14 protein-coding genes are annotated in these 13,172 nt (G+C 39.5%); 11 read left to right on the top strand and 3 right to left on the bottom strand.

The features are described from left to right. Nucleotides 1-738: 738 nt before the first annotated feature. A complete protein-coding gene (locus RMX69_RS00170) occupies nt 739-2,151 on the top strand; it encodes a sugar transferase (RefSeq protein ID WP_322636072.1) in 1,413 nt (470 codons plus the stop codon). A gap of 10 nt (nt 2,152-2,161) precedes the next feature. After that, nucleotides 2,162-3,178, top strand: a complete 1,017-nt coding sequence (gene galE / locus RMX69_RS00165; protein WP_322636071.1) for a UDP-glucose 4-epimerase GalE — start codon at nt 2,162-2,164, stop codon at nt 3,176-3,178. 165 nt (nt 3,179-3,343) lie between these two features. Here the strand turns inward: galE and RMX69_RS00160 are convergent, their stop codons facing one another. Then, the gene (locus tag RMX69_RS00160) at nt 3,344-4,126 is read right to left on the bottom strand and encodes a 2-phosphosulfolactate phosphatase (protein WP_322636070.1); all 783 of its coding nucleotides are present in this window, start codon (nt 4,124-4,126) and stop codon (nt 3,344-3,346) included. A 142-nt stretch (nt 4,127-4,268) separates the two neighbouring features. Between RMX69_RS00160 and RMX69_RS00155 the strand changes: the two genes are divergently transcribed. From RMX69_RS00155 to RMX69_RS00145, 3 genes are read left to right on the top strand one after another with little or no spacing between them, the layout of a single operon-like run. Beyond that, nucleotides 4,269-4,610 carry a type II toxin-antitoxin system HicB family antitoxin gene (locus tag RMX69_RS00155; RefSeq protein ID WP_289794840.1) on the top strand — a complete coding sequence of 114 codons (342 nt, stop codon included), beginning with the start codon at nt 4,269-4,271 and terminating at the stop codon, nt 4,608-4,610. 5 nt (nt 4,611-4,615) lie between these two features. Continuing rightward, entirely contained in the window at nt 4,616-5,044 is a 429-nt protein-coding gene (locus RMX69_RS00150) for a type II toxin-antitoxin system VapC family toxin (protein ID WP_289794841.1), read from the top strand. Between the two features lie 4 nt (nt 5,045-5,048). Continuing rightward, complete coding sequence (locus tag RMX69_RS00145; protein ID WP_322636069.1) at nt 5,049-5,243, top strand: type II toxin-antitoxin system VapC family toxin; 195 nt, start codon at nt 5,049-5,051, stop codon at nt 5,241-5,243. Nucleotides 5,244-5,330: 87 nt separating this feature from the next. On the opposite strand, the gene RMX69_RS00140 is transcribed toward RMX69_RS00145, so the two are convergent. Continuing rightward, on the bottom strand, nt 5,331-5,585 hold the full coding sequence (locus RMX69_RS00140; RefSeq protein ID WP_322636068.1) for a tetratricopeptide repeat protein: 255 nt from the start codon (nt 5,583-5,585) through the stop codon (nt 5,331-5,333). Nucleotides 5,586-5,691: 106 nt separating this feature from the next. Here RMX69_RS00140 and RMX69_RS00135 point away from each other — a divergent pair, with 106 nt between their 5' ends. Beyond that, complete coding sequence (locus RMX69_RS00135) at nt 5,692-6,873, top strand: class I SAM-dependent methyltransferase (protein ID WP_322636067.1); 1,182 nt, start codon at nt 5,692-5,694, stop codon at nt 6,871-6,873. A 201-nt stretch (nt 6,874-7,074) separates the two neighbouring features. Here the strand turns inward: RMX69_RS00135 and bioB are convergent, their stop codons facing one another. Continuing rightward, on the bottom strand, nt 7,075-8,082 hold the full coding sequence (gene bioB / locus RMX69_RS00130; RefSeq protein ID WP_322636066.1) for a biotin synthase BioB: 1,008 nt from the start codon (nt 8,080-8,082) through the stop codon (nt 7,075-7,077). A 652-nt stretch (nt 8,083-8,734) separates the two neighbouring features. Here bioB and RMX69_RS00125 point away from each other — a divergent pair. The 5 genes from RMX69_RS00125 (at nt 8,735) to RMX69_RS00105 (ending at nt 13,166) form a co-directional block, all read left to right on the top strand. Next, nucleotides 8,735-9,307 (top strand): GNAT family N-acetyltransferase, encoded by a 573-nt coding sequence (locus RMX69_RS00125; RefSeq protein WP_322636065.1) that lies wholly within the window; start codon nt 8,735-8,737, stop codon nt 9,305-9,307. Between the two features lie 197 nt (nt 9,308-9,504). Beyond that, a complete protein-coding gene (locus tag RMX69_RS00120) occupies nt 9,505-9,960 on the top strand; it encodes a hypothetical protein (protein WP_322636064.1) in 456 nt (151 codons plus the stop codon). 145 nt (nt 9,961-10,105) lie between these two features. After that, nucleotides 10,106-10,246, top strand: a complete 141-nt coding sequence (locus tag RMX69_RS00115) for a hypothetical protein (protein ID WP_289794848.1) — start codon at nt 10,106-10,108, stop codon at nt 10,244-10,246. An 11-nt stretch (nt 10,247-10,257) separates the two neighbouring features. After that, nucleotides 10,258-11,715 (top strand): protein adenylyltransferase SelO, encoded by a 1,458-nt coding sequence (locus tag RMX69_RS00110; protein WP_322636063.1) that lies wholly within the window; start codon nt 10,258-10,260, stop codon nt 11,713-11,715. A gap of 272 nt (nt 11,716-11,987) precedes the next feature. Beyond that, a complete protein-coding gene (locus RMX69_RS00105) occupies nt 11,988-13,166 on the top strand; it encodes a toll/interleukin-1 receptor domain-containing protein (RefSeq protein ID WP_322636062.1) in 1,179 nt (392 codons plus the stop codon). The last annotated feature ends 6 nt before the right edge of the window (nt 13,167-13,172 follow it).

Below are 13,172 nucleotides of genomic sequence, written 5' to 3'. Positions count from 1 at the left end.
TAATTACTAATTATCTGTATAAAAAATCATAATACAAGTGACCGTATTCTCTAAAGTGTTTGTTTTTTATTAGATTTCCTTAGATTTATCCCAGAAATATTATCTAAATGTCAAGGTGTTTTTAATTTTTTTTTAGAATTTTAGATTACATTGAAAAGCATTTATTTCAACTCATTAAGCAGAAAAACGTAAATATTTGTAGTTGAGATCGGGCAGAAAGTAGAAGGCAAGATATAGAAGATAACAAGCTTTTAGCCTCATTTATCCTTGTTAACATGGTTATGTTTTTTTTCACCCACTTACTTCTTTTGTATTAATTTAATAACAGCATTTCAACAGCTTGTATAAGATTTTTCCTTATTTTGTTATTTCGTGAACATCTACTTTAGCAGCAAATATACGCTAACTAATAAATTAAATATAAAGTTCAGATTGACTACACTCATGGCATAATGCAAATGTCAAAAGAACAACCTTGAAGCCGTAGTGTAGTTCGTACAGCCAATGCCAGTTAAGATGTATCTCCTACAGATATGCTATACCGACACACAGATAGTTCCCCCTCCTAGTTTGTAATACTTACATCTCCAATTTCTTTGACAAACAGAGCATACGAAAATTTCTTATTTTTGTATGTTTTGGCACAATATGGCCGGTCTTTAATATTCCCTTCTTTGAATCTCTTGCTGGTTTTAACGAAGAAATCGATATCAGGATACTGAAGAATAATAGAAACCAATGACTTCCACAAGTTATGTTAGTTTACCTACCAATACTAGGCTGCCAAATATAGTCCGCAGCCTACCGATATTGCTTTTGTTAGGGGATATTTTTGGGTTGCTAATTTGTTTAGCGATCGCACAATGGTTGCGTTTAGATCAACCCTTACATTGGCTAAATCCGTTACCTTACACATTTGTCTGCATGATACTTGCAGCATTTTATTTAGCAGATGCTTACCATCCAGATCGGCAAATTTCAGGTTTAAGAGCGCCCGCTCGAATTATTATTTGTAGCATTGCGATCGCATTCTTTATTTCTGCCCTAATTTACTTGTCAGGTATTGCCCAAAATAATCCGGTAACATGGCGGAGTGTCTTTTTACCTAGCTTGGGAATCTTTACTATCTGGGCAATAATATTGCGCGTGTTAGCAGTAAGATGGGTGCGATCGCACGCCCTGAAAAGTCGTTGGTTAATACTAGGAGGCGGGGATAATGCGATCAAATTTGCACAAAAATTGCTAGGACTGAATCCTTTAGGGAAATTGACTCTTCTAGCAGAGGAAAACCAAAAAACTATAGACTTACCAAAAAGAAATCTGAGTTATCAGGGAAGCCTGAGCGAGTTGTCACAATGGAGTCAAGAATCCTGGTCTGGGGTTATAGTTACAGCCCAGATAAACTTTTCTACGTCTCAAGCACAACAGTTAATGCAGATGCGGTTGCGAGGCATTCCGGTTTATACATTGCCAGATGTTTACGAAACATTTTGGTATAAACTACCTTCCTCGCTGTTACAAGACAAATGGTTGGCTTTTAGTGATGGTTTTAACCTAATGCCTGGTTACTTCAGTATGAAACTGAAGCGAGCTGTCGATATCATCTTGATACTCTTTTTACTAGTATTAGTTGCACCACTTCTGTTGTTGGTTGCATTACTAGTGAGACTAGATAGCCCTGGCCCAGTATTGTACAGTCAGCAGCGAAGTGGGTTACATGGTAAACCATTTAGAGTTTATAAATTTCGCTCCATGTATCAGGATGCAGAAAAGTTGGGAGCGCAGTGGGCTAGTCAACGCGATCCACGAATCACCAGAGTCGGATACTGGCTACGTTTGTTGCGTATTGATGAATTACCTCAAATATGGAACGTCTTACGGGGTGAAATGAGTCTGATTGGGCCTCGTCCAGAACGACCAGAATTTGATGTCAAACTCAAAGAAGCGATTCCCTACTATGAAGTTCGCTATTTGGTCAAACCTGGAATTACAGGCTGGGCACAGGTTATGTATCCCTATGGAGCATCTATAGAAGATGCTTACGAAAAGCTGTCATACGATCTGTACTACATCAAAAATTATTCCATTTGGTTGGATTTAGCGATCGCCTTCAAAACGATTCGAGTTGTTTTGTTAGGTAAAGGTAGATAAGGAAAAAGAAATGAAAAAGAAAATATTGGTAACTGGCGGTGCTGGTTACATTGGCTCCCATGTAGTTCGCCAACTAGGGGAAGCTGGTTATGATGTCGTAGTCTACGACAACTGCTCTACAAGTTCACCAGCATCAGTACTACACGGGAAACTAATTATTGGTGATTTAGTAGACAGTGGGCATCTTTATCAAGTTTTTGCCCAACATAAATTCAGCGCCGTTTTACACTTTGCCGCTAGTCTGATTGTTCCAGAATCAGTAGCTCATCCCCTCGACTACTACGCCAACAACACCCGCAACACCTTAAATTTGCTGCGCTGCTGTAGCGTTATGGGTGTTAACAAGTTCATTTTTTCTAGCACAGCCGCAGTTTACGGAGAAGTAAAAGACAATCCTGTTACTGAGTCGAATCCTACACAACCCATTAATCCTTACGGACGTTCAAAGTTGATGAGTGAGTGGCTGATCCAGGATTATGCAGCAGTATCTTCACTAAACTACGTAATTTTACGTTACTTTAATGTAGCAGGTTCTGAACCAAGTGGACTATTGGGGCAAATGTCACCGAATGCCACTCATTTGATTCGAGCTGCTTGTGATGCAGCACTCAAGCGCAAGCCAGAAGTCCGAATTTTTGGTACTGATTTTCCTACGCCCGACGGAACTGCAATTCGAGACTATATCCATGTTGAAGATTTGGCGACTGCTCACTTAGATGCTTTGGATTATTTAGAAAAAGGAGGGGAAAGCCAAATTTTCAACTGCGGTTATGGGAAAGGATACAGCGTCCGACAAGTTATTGAAAGAGTCAAGGCTATTTCTGGTGTAGATTTTCCCGTTATTGCCGCACCACGTCGTCCAGGCGATCCTGCCTGTGTTGCAGCTTGTGCTGATAAAATCCATCGGGTTTTGGGTTGGCAACCAAAACACAATGATTTAGACGAGATTATCAACACAACCATTGCTTGGGAAAAACACAAGAGTAACTTGGCAAGTCAAAGGCATATCAATATGGCATATGCATAATTAGAACTTGGCACCTAATTAACCTTGTTTTGGGAATTTAGATAACGTGAATTCGACGGCTGATATAGTGTCCCTATAATTGACTCAATCAAAAAAATTCTTAGAGGTTTGACTACACAAAACCGTCCCTTTTGGAATCGGATAAGCACAGACTTTAACTTTAATTCAAGGCAGAGAAAGGTTCGTCGAACTTACGTTGACATAGGAATTATCTTTAAATAAAGGCACGCAATTACTGATGTTAAAGGCGGCGGATAGTTCAACATCTAACTCAAAACCTCTTTCAATCAACTCTTTACCCGAACTGCATTTTTTCAAGTACCCTGGTAAATCCTGCTGGAAAGCCTGAAATGTTGTTACAGCAACTTCGGCTTCTGGTGATAGACTGCCATCTAAATAACTGAGAATTGCCCCAGCACCAATTAAATCTTCAAATGCAGGGCGGAGGCTACCATCTTCTTTCCACCTCTCACCGGCAGGAATCACAGCGATTTTACCACCATACTTTTGAGCAAACTGCGCCACAGCTTGGCAATTTCGCAAGCAGCCAGCCAAAGTTGGTGTATTTCCTGTATGTAAAGTCAGGAAAGAACCGTTAGGTGATGGTAAAACTAGTCTGGTTCCAGCAGGAATTTCAGCTACCGATTTTGGTGAAAGAGAATATCCAGTTGTAGTCCAACGTTGTCTATGACTTGCCAATTCTGCTTGTACTGACTTGGCATAATCTATGGCTGATTCATCTCTATATGCGTAGGGAAAAATTATCGCGCCGTTGTTGGTGGCAATTTCCACGCAGGTAGAAAAAGAGAGAACATCAACTATCACAACTACATCACTGATAGGAGCAAGTTGAGCAACTCCTTGCGGCCCCCATTCACAGCGTAAATTAAACTCTGATTGGTTGTAAATCATTGGTGCGATCGCAAAAGACAATATGATAAAAATCAAACCATAGATAAGTAAGGCAGTGTAAATTCTTAAAGGTTTGTAGTCATCTACGAAACGCTACGCTAACACGTACAAACTCTCAAGTTAGCAGTAAGTGGGTCAGCAGTTATAATCAATATAAAACTTCAAGGTTCAAAATATTATGAATTTAACTGTAAAAACTTATCCTAACAATACTGTACCCAAGTTAAATTATGATGTGGTAATTGAAAATCAACCAGATGGCGGAATTAGTGCGACAGTGCTAGGCTTACCAGATTTTAAAGGCTTTGGTGTGACTAAAGAAGAAGCGCTAGAGAAACTAATTCAACTTTTACAAGAACGAGAACCAGAAATAGTGACTTTGGAAATTGAACCTCCCCAAACCGAACATCCTTGGATGAAATTTGCAGGAATGCACAAAGATAATCCTCTTTTTACAGAAGCTCTGGAATATATAGAATCTGAACGGAGTCAAATTGATTTGGATAATGAGACAAAGTAAGTATTATGTGGATATTAGATACAGACCATCTGTCGTTATTTCAAAATAGTCATCCACTAGTCACACAACGCATAAGACAGCAGAATCATGAAAATTTGGCTATAACAGTGATTACATTTGAGGAGAAAGTTAAAGGATGGCTGAATGTTATCAACAAATATAGTAATCAACCGTCTAAGTATGACAAATTAATATGGGGATACAAGGGATTATGGGATGAAATAGAATATTTCAAAAATATAAAATTACTTGAATTTGATACTAAAGCCTGTAATGTTTATGCTGAGTTAGTTAAGCAGAAAATTCGCGTTGGTACTCAAGATTTACGCATTGCTGCAATTACGTTGTCGGTGAATGGGATTTTAGTAACCCGCAACCGCAAGGATTTTGAGAAAGTTCCTAATTTACGTTTAGAAGATTGGACTATATCTTAATTTTGTGCGATCGCTAGTATTTGACGAGTATGCTATTAATTGTTACGAAGACTTAATTCGTCAAAGAATCCGCATTGGTACTCAAGATTTACGCATTGCGGCAATTACGCTGTCGGTGAATGGTATTTTAGTAACCCGCAACCGGAAGGATTTTGAGAAAGTTCCTAATTTGCGTTTAGAAGATTGGATTACATCTTAATTTATACCAAGCATAATTAAATTTATTTATTAATAGTAAAAAACTTAAGAGCAATTTATAAAAATGCTTAAATTACTGATTACCTGGCTATTGTTGAATATTTTTGAGGATTTCCTTAGCTTCTTCGTTTCCTAAGCTTGCAGCTTTCCGAAAATCTTCCATTCCTTGATACATATTCCTATTCATACTATGACTAGCGCCTCGTAAAAAGTAGGCTTCGTCATTATTGGGATTTATCTTAACTGCCTTGTTACAGTCATCTACAGCTTCACTATAATTTTTCAATTTAAAATGTGCTGCACAACGTAAAAAGTAGGCTTTATCATTATTGATAAACGCCAATTTACTGACTTTGCTGTTGGATAAATATCAGGAAATAAACAATAGTAATCTTTGCTCTAATCAGCCACTATCCGCTAAACTCAGAAATACTGCGTTATTCCTCATCATGTCCGATTCCCAAACTGTTAGTGCTGCTGTTGCCAAACTCTACAATACCTACCCCTTTCCGCCCGAAGCTTTGTTGGATGAACCACCTCCAGGCTACAACTGGCGCTGGAATTGGCTAGCTGCTCATAACTTCTGCACAGGCCAAAAACCCCAAAGGCAAGATATTCGGATTTTAGATGCAGGTTGCGGTACTGGTGTGGGTACAGAGTACTTAGTTCACCTCAATCCTCAAGCTTCTGTTGTGGGAATTGACCTCAGTACTGGTGCTTTAGCTGTAGCCAAAGAACGTTGTCAGCGTTCAGGGGCTAACCGCGTTGAATTTCACCACCTCAGTTTGTTTGATGTGGAACAGTTACCGGGTGAGTTTGATTTAATTAACTGTGTTGGCGTTTTGCATCATACCCCCGATCCCATTCGTGGTATTCAAGCTTTGGCGAAAAAGTTAGCTCCAGGCGGCTTGATGCACATTTTTGTCTATGGGGAGTTGGGACGCTGGGAAATTCAACTCATGCAAAAAGCGATCGCACTTATTCAAGGTGATAAAAAAGGCGACTATCGCGATGGTGTCCAAGTCGGGCGACAAATATTCGCTTCTTTACCAGAAAATAACCGAATTGTCAAATACGATAAACAACGTTGGTCACTAGAAAACAACAAGGATGAATACTTTGCTGATATGTACGTTCATCCTCAAGAAATTGACTACAACATTGAAACGCTGTTTGAATTAATAGATGCTTCGGGATTGGAATTTATTGGTTTCTCGAATCCGAGTTTCTGGGATTTAGAGAGACTTTTGGGCAAAGCACCAGAGTTAGTAGAACGGGCAAAAGAATTGAGCGATCGCCAGCTTTATCGCCTGATAGAATTATTAGACCCAGAAGTAACTCATTACGAGTTTTTCCTCGGTCGTCCTCCTTTAATTAAGGCGGACTGGTCAGATGATAACGCTCTACTAGCAGCGATTCCCGAACTGAATCCTTGTCTTGAGGGATTTCCCAGTCAATGTTTCTTTAATTATGATTACCAGATAGTTAATTTATCTGTAGCAGAGTTTGAGTTTATGCAAAGATGTGATCAAAACTCCGCAGTTGCAGAGATATTGACAAATGTAGAACTGGGATTGGATGAGGTAAGAACCCTTTTGCAACAGCAGTTGATTTTATTGACACCTGCTTAGGGAATTCAAGTAAAGAATATCGGCGTTGCTGAATCAAGGGATGATTATTGTAGGGTGGGCGACACGAGAACCCTGACATACAAGGGACGGGCAAGATGCCCATCCCACAAAACTAGCAAAATCATCCCGCAAATATGCAACGCCAGAATATCTAATTATTTATTGTGGGATGGGCCTTTTGGTTATCCCACAATTAGATATTTACCCTACAACAGCCGGACTTGTTACCTTCTCCTGTCTTTGGGAAGGCGGACGCATTCCCAAACCAAGTAAATTCAGCATTTCTCGGTCAGTATCGTAATCTGGACAGGGAGTTGTCACCGTCAACATCTTGTTGTCGTCGCTAGAAAAGATAGAATTGGCTCCTGCCATAAAGCAGAAAGCTTGCTCAACTTGAGAAAGTCTCGCCCTGCCGGCACTAAGACGCACATCGGAAGCTGGCATTAAAATTCTGGCTGTGGCAATCATCCGCACAATATCCCAAATGGGGACATCAGGCTGATTTTCTAAGGGTGTGCCTGGTACTTGTGAAAGAATATTAATCGGTACGGACTCTGGATGCGGATGTAAATTTGCCAGAGTTTGTAACATCCCAATCCGGTCATCAACAGTTTCGCCTAAACCCAGGATACCGCCAGAACAGACAGTAACATTTGTCTGCCGGACATTCTCAATTGTATTCAAGCGATCGCTATATGTTCTCGTGGTAATAATTGTGCTGTAATATTCCTGTGAGGTATCTAAGTTATGGTTGTAGGCGTAAAGTCCGGCTTCTTCTAATTTCCTAGCCTGATTTGCCGTCAACATCCCCAGAGTGCAGCACACCTCTAAACCCATTGCAGTCACATCCTTGACCATTTCCAGAACTTCCTCAAATTGTGAGTTATCCCGGACTTCGCGCCAAGCTGCACCCATACAAATGCGACTAACACCAGTTTCTTTAGCTTTTTGGGCAATGTTAACTACCGTTTCCTTTTCTAGGAGTGCTTGCGCCTTTACCTCTGTTTTATAGCGGGAAGATTGGGCGCAGTAGCTACAATCTTCTGGACAACCCCCCGTTTTAATCGATATAAGCTTGCAAACTTGTATTTTTGTTGGGTCATGATATTGGCGATGCACGCTAGCAGCTTGATAAATAAGCTCTAGCAATGGCGTGTTGTATATCGCCCGAATCTCTAATTCCTGCCAATCGTAGCGTATTCCCACCACATTACTATCCTTCTTGTAGACTGGGTTAAATCTTGAGCTGTTTTTTACTTGAATCTGCTGCGGTACAACGTTTAGGCAAAGCGATTTTATCGAAATTATGCCCTGCACTGTGCTTTATCACCCTTAACTCTCAATCTTTCCGCTCTAGATATTAGACATCAGCTTATCAAGATTTTGGTTGAATGGCAGATTAAGAGCAAAAATACTCACCCCATCTTTGTGTAAAGGGCATTGGGCATTTATACTTCTCGGTTAAGGGGAAAAGGAAAAACCTTTAACCCAAACCCAGTACCCTTTTCCCAAAACCCGATTCCGAATTAAAAATGCCTAACCGAGAAGTATTGCATTGGGCATTAGGCACTTGTACTGAGTTTCGACACAACGACTACGCTCAGTGCATCGCTGCGCGGTAATCGAGCGACTTGTGCCGAGCGAAGTCGAGGTAAGTCGAGATTCAACTACCGCTTTGCCCTTGGCGTGGTAAGAAAGCTTTATCAAAGTGCAGCCTCTCCAAAAGTTGTATTAGACATTAGCAAGACTTATGTAACTGGAGTGCGAATTCTATTCCCCCTAGCTGCTAAACCACAGGTTATGAGAGAATTTATAAAATTTAGAGAATGTTTTGGAAGAGATCCCGCAGATTAAGCAATTTATGATATCAGAACTGCCAATAATTGCAAGCGATCGCCTATTATTACGAGCAGCGATCCATGAAGATATACCCCAAATTCTCAAATACTTTATTGATAACAAAACTTATCTCACTCCATTTTACCCTCTTTGGGCTGATGGTTTTTTCACTGAAGAATATTGGCAATATCAGATAGAGAATAGTTTTCTAGAATTTATCAATGGGCAATCGTTAAAACTATTTGTTTTTACCAAAAAAAATCCTACCGTAGTTATTGGAACGGTTAATTTTAGTAATTTTGTCCGAGGAGCCGCTCATTTTTGCTATGTGGGATATAGCCTTGCTGAAAATAAACAAGGTAAAGGATATATGACAGAGGGGTTAAAATCTGCAACTCAATATCTATTTGAAGAGTTAAATTTTCACCGAGTCATGGCTAATTATATGCCTCACAATCGGCGCAGTGGTAATGTACTCAAAAGACTCGGTTTTGTCGTTGAAGGATACGCTAGAGACTATTTGTTAATTAATGGACAATGGGAAGATCATATTTTGACAAGTCTTACAAATGCTCTTTGGAAAGTGCCTAATTAATACTTTTATATCCAGATAAGAATGGATTTAATATATCAATTGTGAATATCTACAAATTCATAGTAAATTCATAATAAATACACAACAACTCCACAAGCAAATGCAATAGTAATATTTGTTCACTACAATGCTTAGTGATTAAGGTTAGCTTTAGCCGATGTGTCGAATTTTATTAAATAGTTGAGGAGTTTTTTTAAATGCTCATTAATTCTAGAAAGTGCTTATCTGTATTTTCGACTATCTTCGCTTTTGCTACCATCTTAAACGGAGTTGTTTTGGCAGCACCAGGCCCAAATTCTGCCACCACACCAGCCTTAAAAACTCAGACTAGTGCTGCATCACACCAGCCAATCAAACTCACACAGCAACAGCGGCTACAAATCCAAATTGCTCGCCAGCAAAGAGATAAAGATATTGAGGCTCTATTAAACCCGTCCCAAGATACTAAATTTAAGGCAGCACTGCAATCGCGTCAGAGAATCAGAAAAGTGCTAACATCTTTGGATCTGAATCAAGATCAACAGAAACAGGTTCAATCAATTTTGCAAGCTTATAACCTGCAAGTGAAAAAAATTCTAGCTTCACAGGTATCACAAACAACATCAAAGCCAGTAGGAATTGCTGCACCACCATCAGAACCAATTAAAAAATAAAAAATCAGTTTTATTTAATTAAGATTAAGTTTCGGGAGACTGGCGGATTTTATCCAAACTTCGGTTGAGCCAGTCTTATTTTTTTATTTGCAAAGCTTTATCAAAACAGAATTCAGGAGTCAGGTGGTCGCCGAGCGCAGTCGAGGTGAGCCAGAATTCAGTTGGGTATTTTGTGCGTCTGGCAGATTTTGATAGCGATGCTGCCATATTTGAGATATGGGTCGCTTTTTACGTCTATGCTGATGATGCTGAAGCCAGAGGTAGTATTAAAGGAAGAATGAATTAGCTTTGCTCGTAATGACTCTGGCTGAAACTCCAAACGACAAGAATTCTAGCAATCCTTTTCTCACCCTCAACTACGAAACCGCCTTAGAATCTCTAGGAGGCGACTACTACGATGAGGTTGCGGCGGCAGAATTTCCTCAACACCTCCTGCGTTGGCGTAACGATGAACTATTACCCCGTTTCGGTCTAGACCCCCAAGTAGTCAAAGACGAAGATTTCATCGCAGCCTTTGGTCAATTTCAGGGGCGCAAACCGTTGTTAGCACTGCGTTATCACGGCTATCAATTTGGTGAATATAACGGACAGTTGGGTGATGGTAGAGGCTTTCTCTACGGGCAAGTACGCGCCAATGATGGCGAATTATACGATTTTGGCACTAAAGGTTCTGGGAGAACGCCCTACTCCCGTGGTGGCGATGGTATGCTCACGCTCAAAGGTGGGGTGCGGGAAGTTCTGGCTGCGGAAGCGCTGCATTACTTGGGTGTACGTACTTCGCGCTGTCTGAGCATGATTGAAACAGGTTTACCACTCTGGCGGGGCGATGAACCTTCGCCTACCCGTTCATCTGTGATGATTAGAATGAGCAGTTCTCATATTCGCTTTGGCACTTTTGAGCGACTGCACTATTTCCAGCGTCCAGATTTAACTAAGAAGCTGTTAGACCACGTAATTGAGCAGTATTATCGACACTTAAATGCTGAAGAAGATAAATATGCTCTGTTTTACGCCGAATTAGTTAAACGGGTTGCAGAACTAGTAGCACAATGGATGGCGGCTGGCTTTTGTCATGCAGTGTTGAATACTGACAATATGTCGATTACTGGAGAGAGCTTTGACTATGGACCTTACGCATTTATTCCGAGTTATAACCCATCCTTTATAGCTGCGTATTTTGACTATTATGGGCGCTACTGTTACGGTAATCAACCAAGTATTTGCAAGTTGAATTTACAAATGCTCCAAGAACCTTTAAAGGCGATTATTGATAAGGGCGAAATGGAAGCTAGATTAGAAATGTTTGATGAGCATTATCAAGCTGAATACAGTTCTTTGATGTTGAAAAAGTTAGGTTTTTTGGAGTTGTCCCATCCACAAGCTGAGGAACTGTTGAATCTAACAGTTGAATTTTTAAAAGATAGCCAAGTTGGTTATCACCAGTTTTTTTATGAGATGGCTCGTACTTTTTCATCGAAATGGCGAGATGAACCAGGTTTTGTGATGAATAATTCCGATATTGTGCCAGTACACGGTGCATCGGGAATATTTGATGATTGGTGCATACTATACCATCAAATTTTGAACGATTTTGATAGCGATCGCACCAATATAATTTCCCAAACTCTAGCTGTTAATAATCCCAAAACGGTATTATTAAGACCTGTGATTGAAGCTACTTGGGAAGCAATTGCCCAAGAAGATAATTGGCAGCCTTTTTATGAGTTGATACAGCAAATTCAGTCTAAAAAATAGTACAATCAAAGCTATTTTTTCATTGCGGTAGACTGATTAATATCATATCTGCCGTAATTGACACGACTAATAATTTAATAAGAGACGTTGTAATGCAACGTCTCTAAAAATAATGCTGAATTGTATAAATACAAAAATCTGAATTTAATTGCGAGAAAATACGTAGGTCTCTTTTCCAAGATAAAAGTAAAATTTTATTCAGCAACTCCTAAAAGGAGAGAGGTCAAAATGTATTGCTTCCATTCGAGAAGCGCTATATAGCATCTAAAAAAATGAATGAAATATATATATCGTATGCATGGAAAGACAACAAGAGTGAATTGGGTAGTCAACGTGAAGAATTAGTCGATAAAATTTGTGCAGCGCTTATTTCTGAACGTTATAACTTAATTCGCGATCGCAACTATTTAACACTAGGCAAAAGTATACAGAATTTCATGGAGGAAATCGGGCGTGGTAACTATGTGATTGTTGTAGTCAGCGACAAATATTTGCGATCGGAATACTGTATGTTTGAAGCTGTTAAAATCATTAAACACAAGGGTTATGATCAAAAAGTTTTTCCAGTTGTTTTACAGGATGCCAATGTATATACCAAAGAAGGTAAGAGCGAGTACATAAAATACTGGAAGCAACAGAAAGAAAAACTAAAACAACTCATCGGTTCAGAACGAACTTCTCATGAAGATTCAGCAATGCATGATGTTGCTGAAAAAATTAGAGAGATTTCCCAAAAAATTGATGAATTCATGTTTTTTATCTCGGATAAATTAAGCATCGATCCATCTCAGAACTTTAATGCATTTATCAATCAACTTACTGATACTATTAGAAATGATGCAGTTCAACTCAGAAGCAAAAAGAGCATTTTGGTCGCAGGAACAGGAGACTTTAATATTCCTAATGAAATCAATTGGTGCGCTCAAAAGCTTGGGGAGAAAATAGCCGAATATAACTATAACCTGATCACAGGTGGATGGCAGGGAGTAGATTATGTTGTAGCTGATAAGTTTGCCGAAAAAATCACGCAACAAAATATCCGCCTAACCGATAAGTTAACACACGTTGTTCCACGAGGAAAACAACCTGTATTTAAGGGTGGAAAAATCGAATACACCGAGTCAGGTATTAATGAATGGCTTGATTGTTTACGACATTCAGATTTGGTTATTCTTCTGGGAGGTGTTGGCGGAACTTATGATACTTATGTATATGCTAAACAAGAAAAAATTCCGGTGATTCCTATTGTATGCACTAATGGCGATGCCAAAAAAGTGTTTGATGAAATGCTGACAAATTGGGATAGTAAATTAATGGGAAATATCTCCCAGGAAAAATTTAAATCACTTAATCAATATATCAATGATGAATCAACAGCAGAAGATGTAGTCAATGATGTCATGGATATTGTGAACGAAATTATTTTTGCAAAAACTGTGCTAAATCCCTAAAGGGTC

The organism is Nostoc sp. EspVER01, from assembly GCF_034530635.1.
Taxonomy (GTDB): domain Bacteria; phylum Cyanobacteriota; class Cyanobacteriia; order Cyanobacteriales; family Nostocaceae; genus Nostoc.
Note: the sequence above shows the minus strand (reverse complement) of the source record. Positions and strands in the feature narration are given on the sequence as shown.

Excerpts from the sequence above, each read along its gene's own strand:
- RMX69_RS00170 (WP_322636072.1), top strand. The coding sequence starts at position 739 with ATGACTTCCACAAGTTATGTTAGTTTACCTACCAATACTAGGCTGCCA.
- galE (WP_322636071.1), top strand. The coding sequence starts at position 2,162 with ATGAAAAAGAAAATATTGGTAACTGGCGGTGCTGGTTACATTGGCTCC.
- RMX69_RS00155 (WP_289794840.1), top strand. The coding sequence starts at position 4,269 with ATGAATTTAACTGTAAAAACTTATCCTAACAATACTGTACCCAAGTTA.
- RMX69_RS00150 (WP_289794841.1), top strand. The coding sequence starts at position 4,616 with ATGTGGATATTAGATACAGACCATCTGTCGTTATTTCAAAATAGTCAT.
- RMX69_RS00135 (WP_322636067.1), top strand. The coding sequence starts at position 5,692 with ATGTCCGATTCCCAAACTGTTAGTGCTGCTGTTGCCAAACTCTACAAT.
- RMX69_RS00125 (WP_322636065.1), top strand. The coding sequence starts at position 8,735 with ATGATATCAGAACTGCCAATAATTGCAAGCGATCGCCTATTATTACGA.
- RMX69_RS00120 (WP_322636064.1), top strand. The coding sequence starts at position 9,505 with ATGCTCATTAATTCTAGAAAGTGCTTATCTGTATTTTCGACTATCTTC.
- RMX69_RS00110 (WP_322636063.1), top strand. The coding sequence starts at position 10,258 with ATGACTCTGGCTGAAACTCCAAACGACAAGAATTCTAGCAATCCTTTT.
- RMX69_RS00105 (WP_322636062.1), top strand. The coding sequence starts at position 11,988 with ATGAATGAAATATATATATCGTATGCATGGAAAGACAACAAGAGTGAA.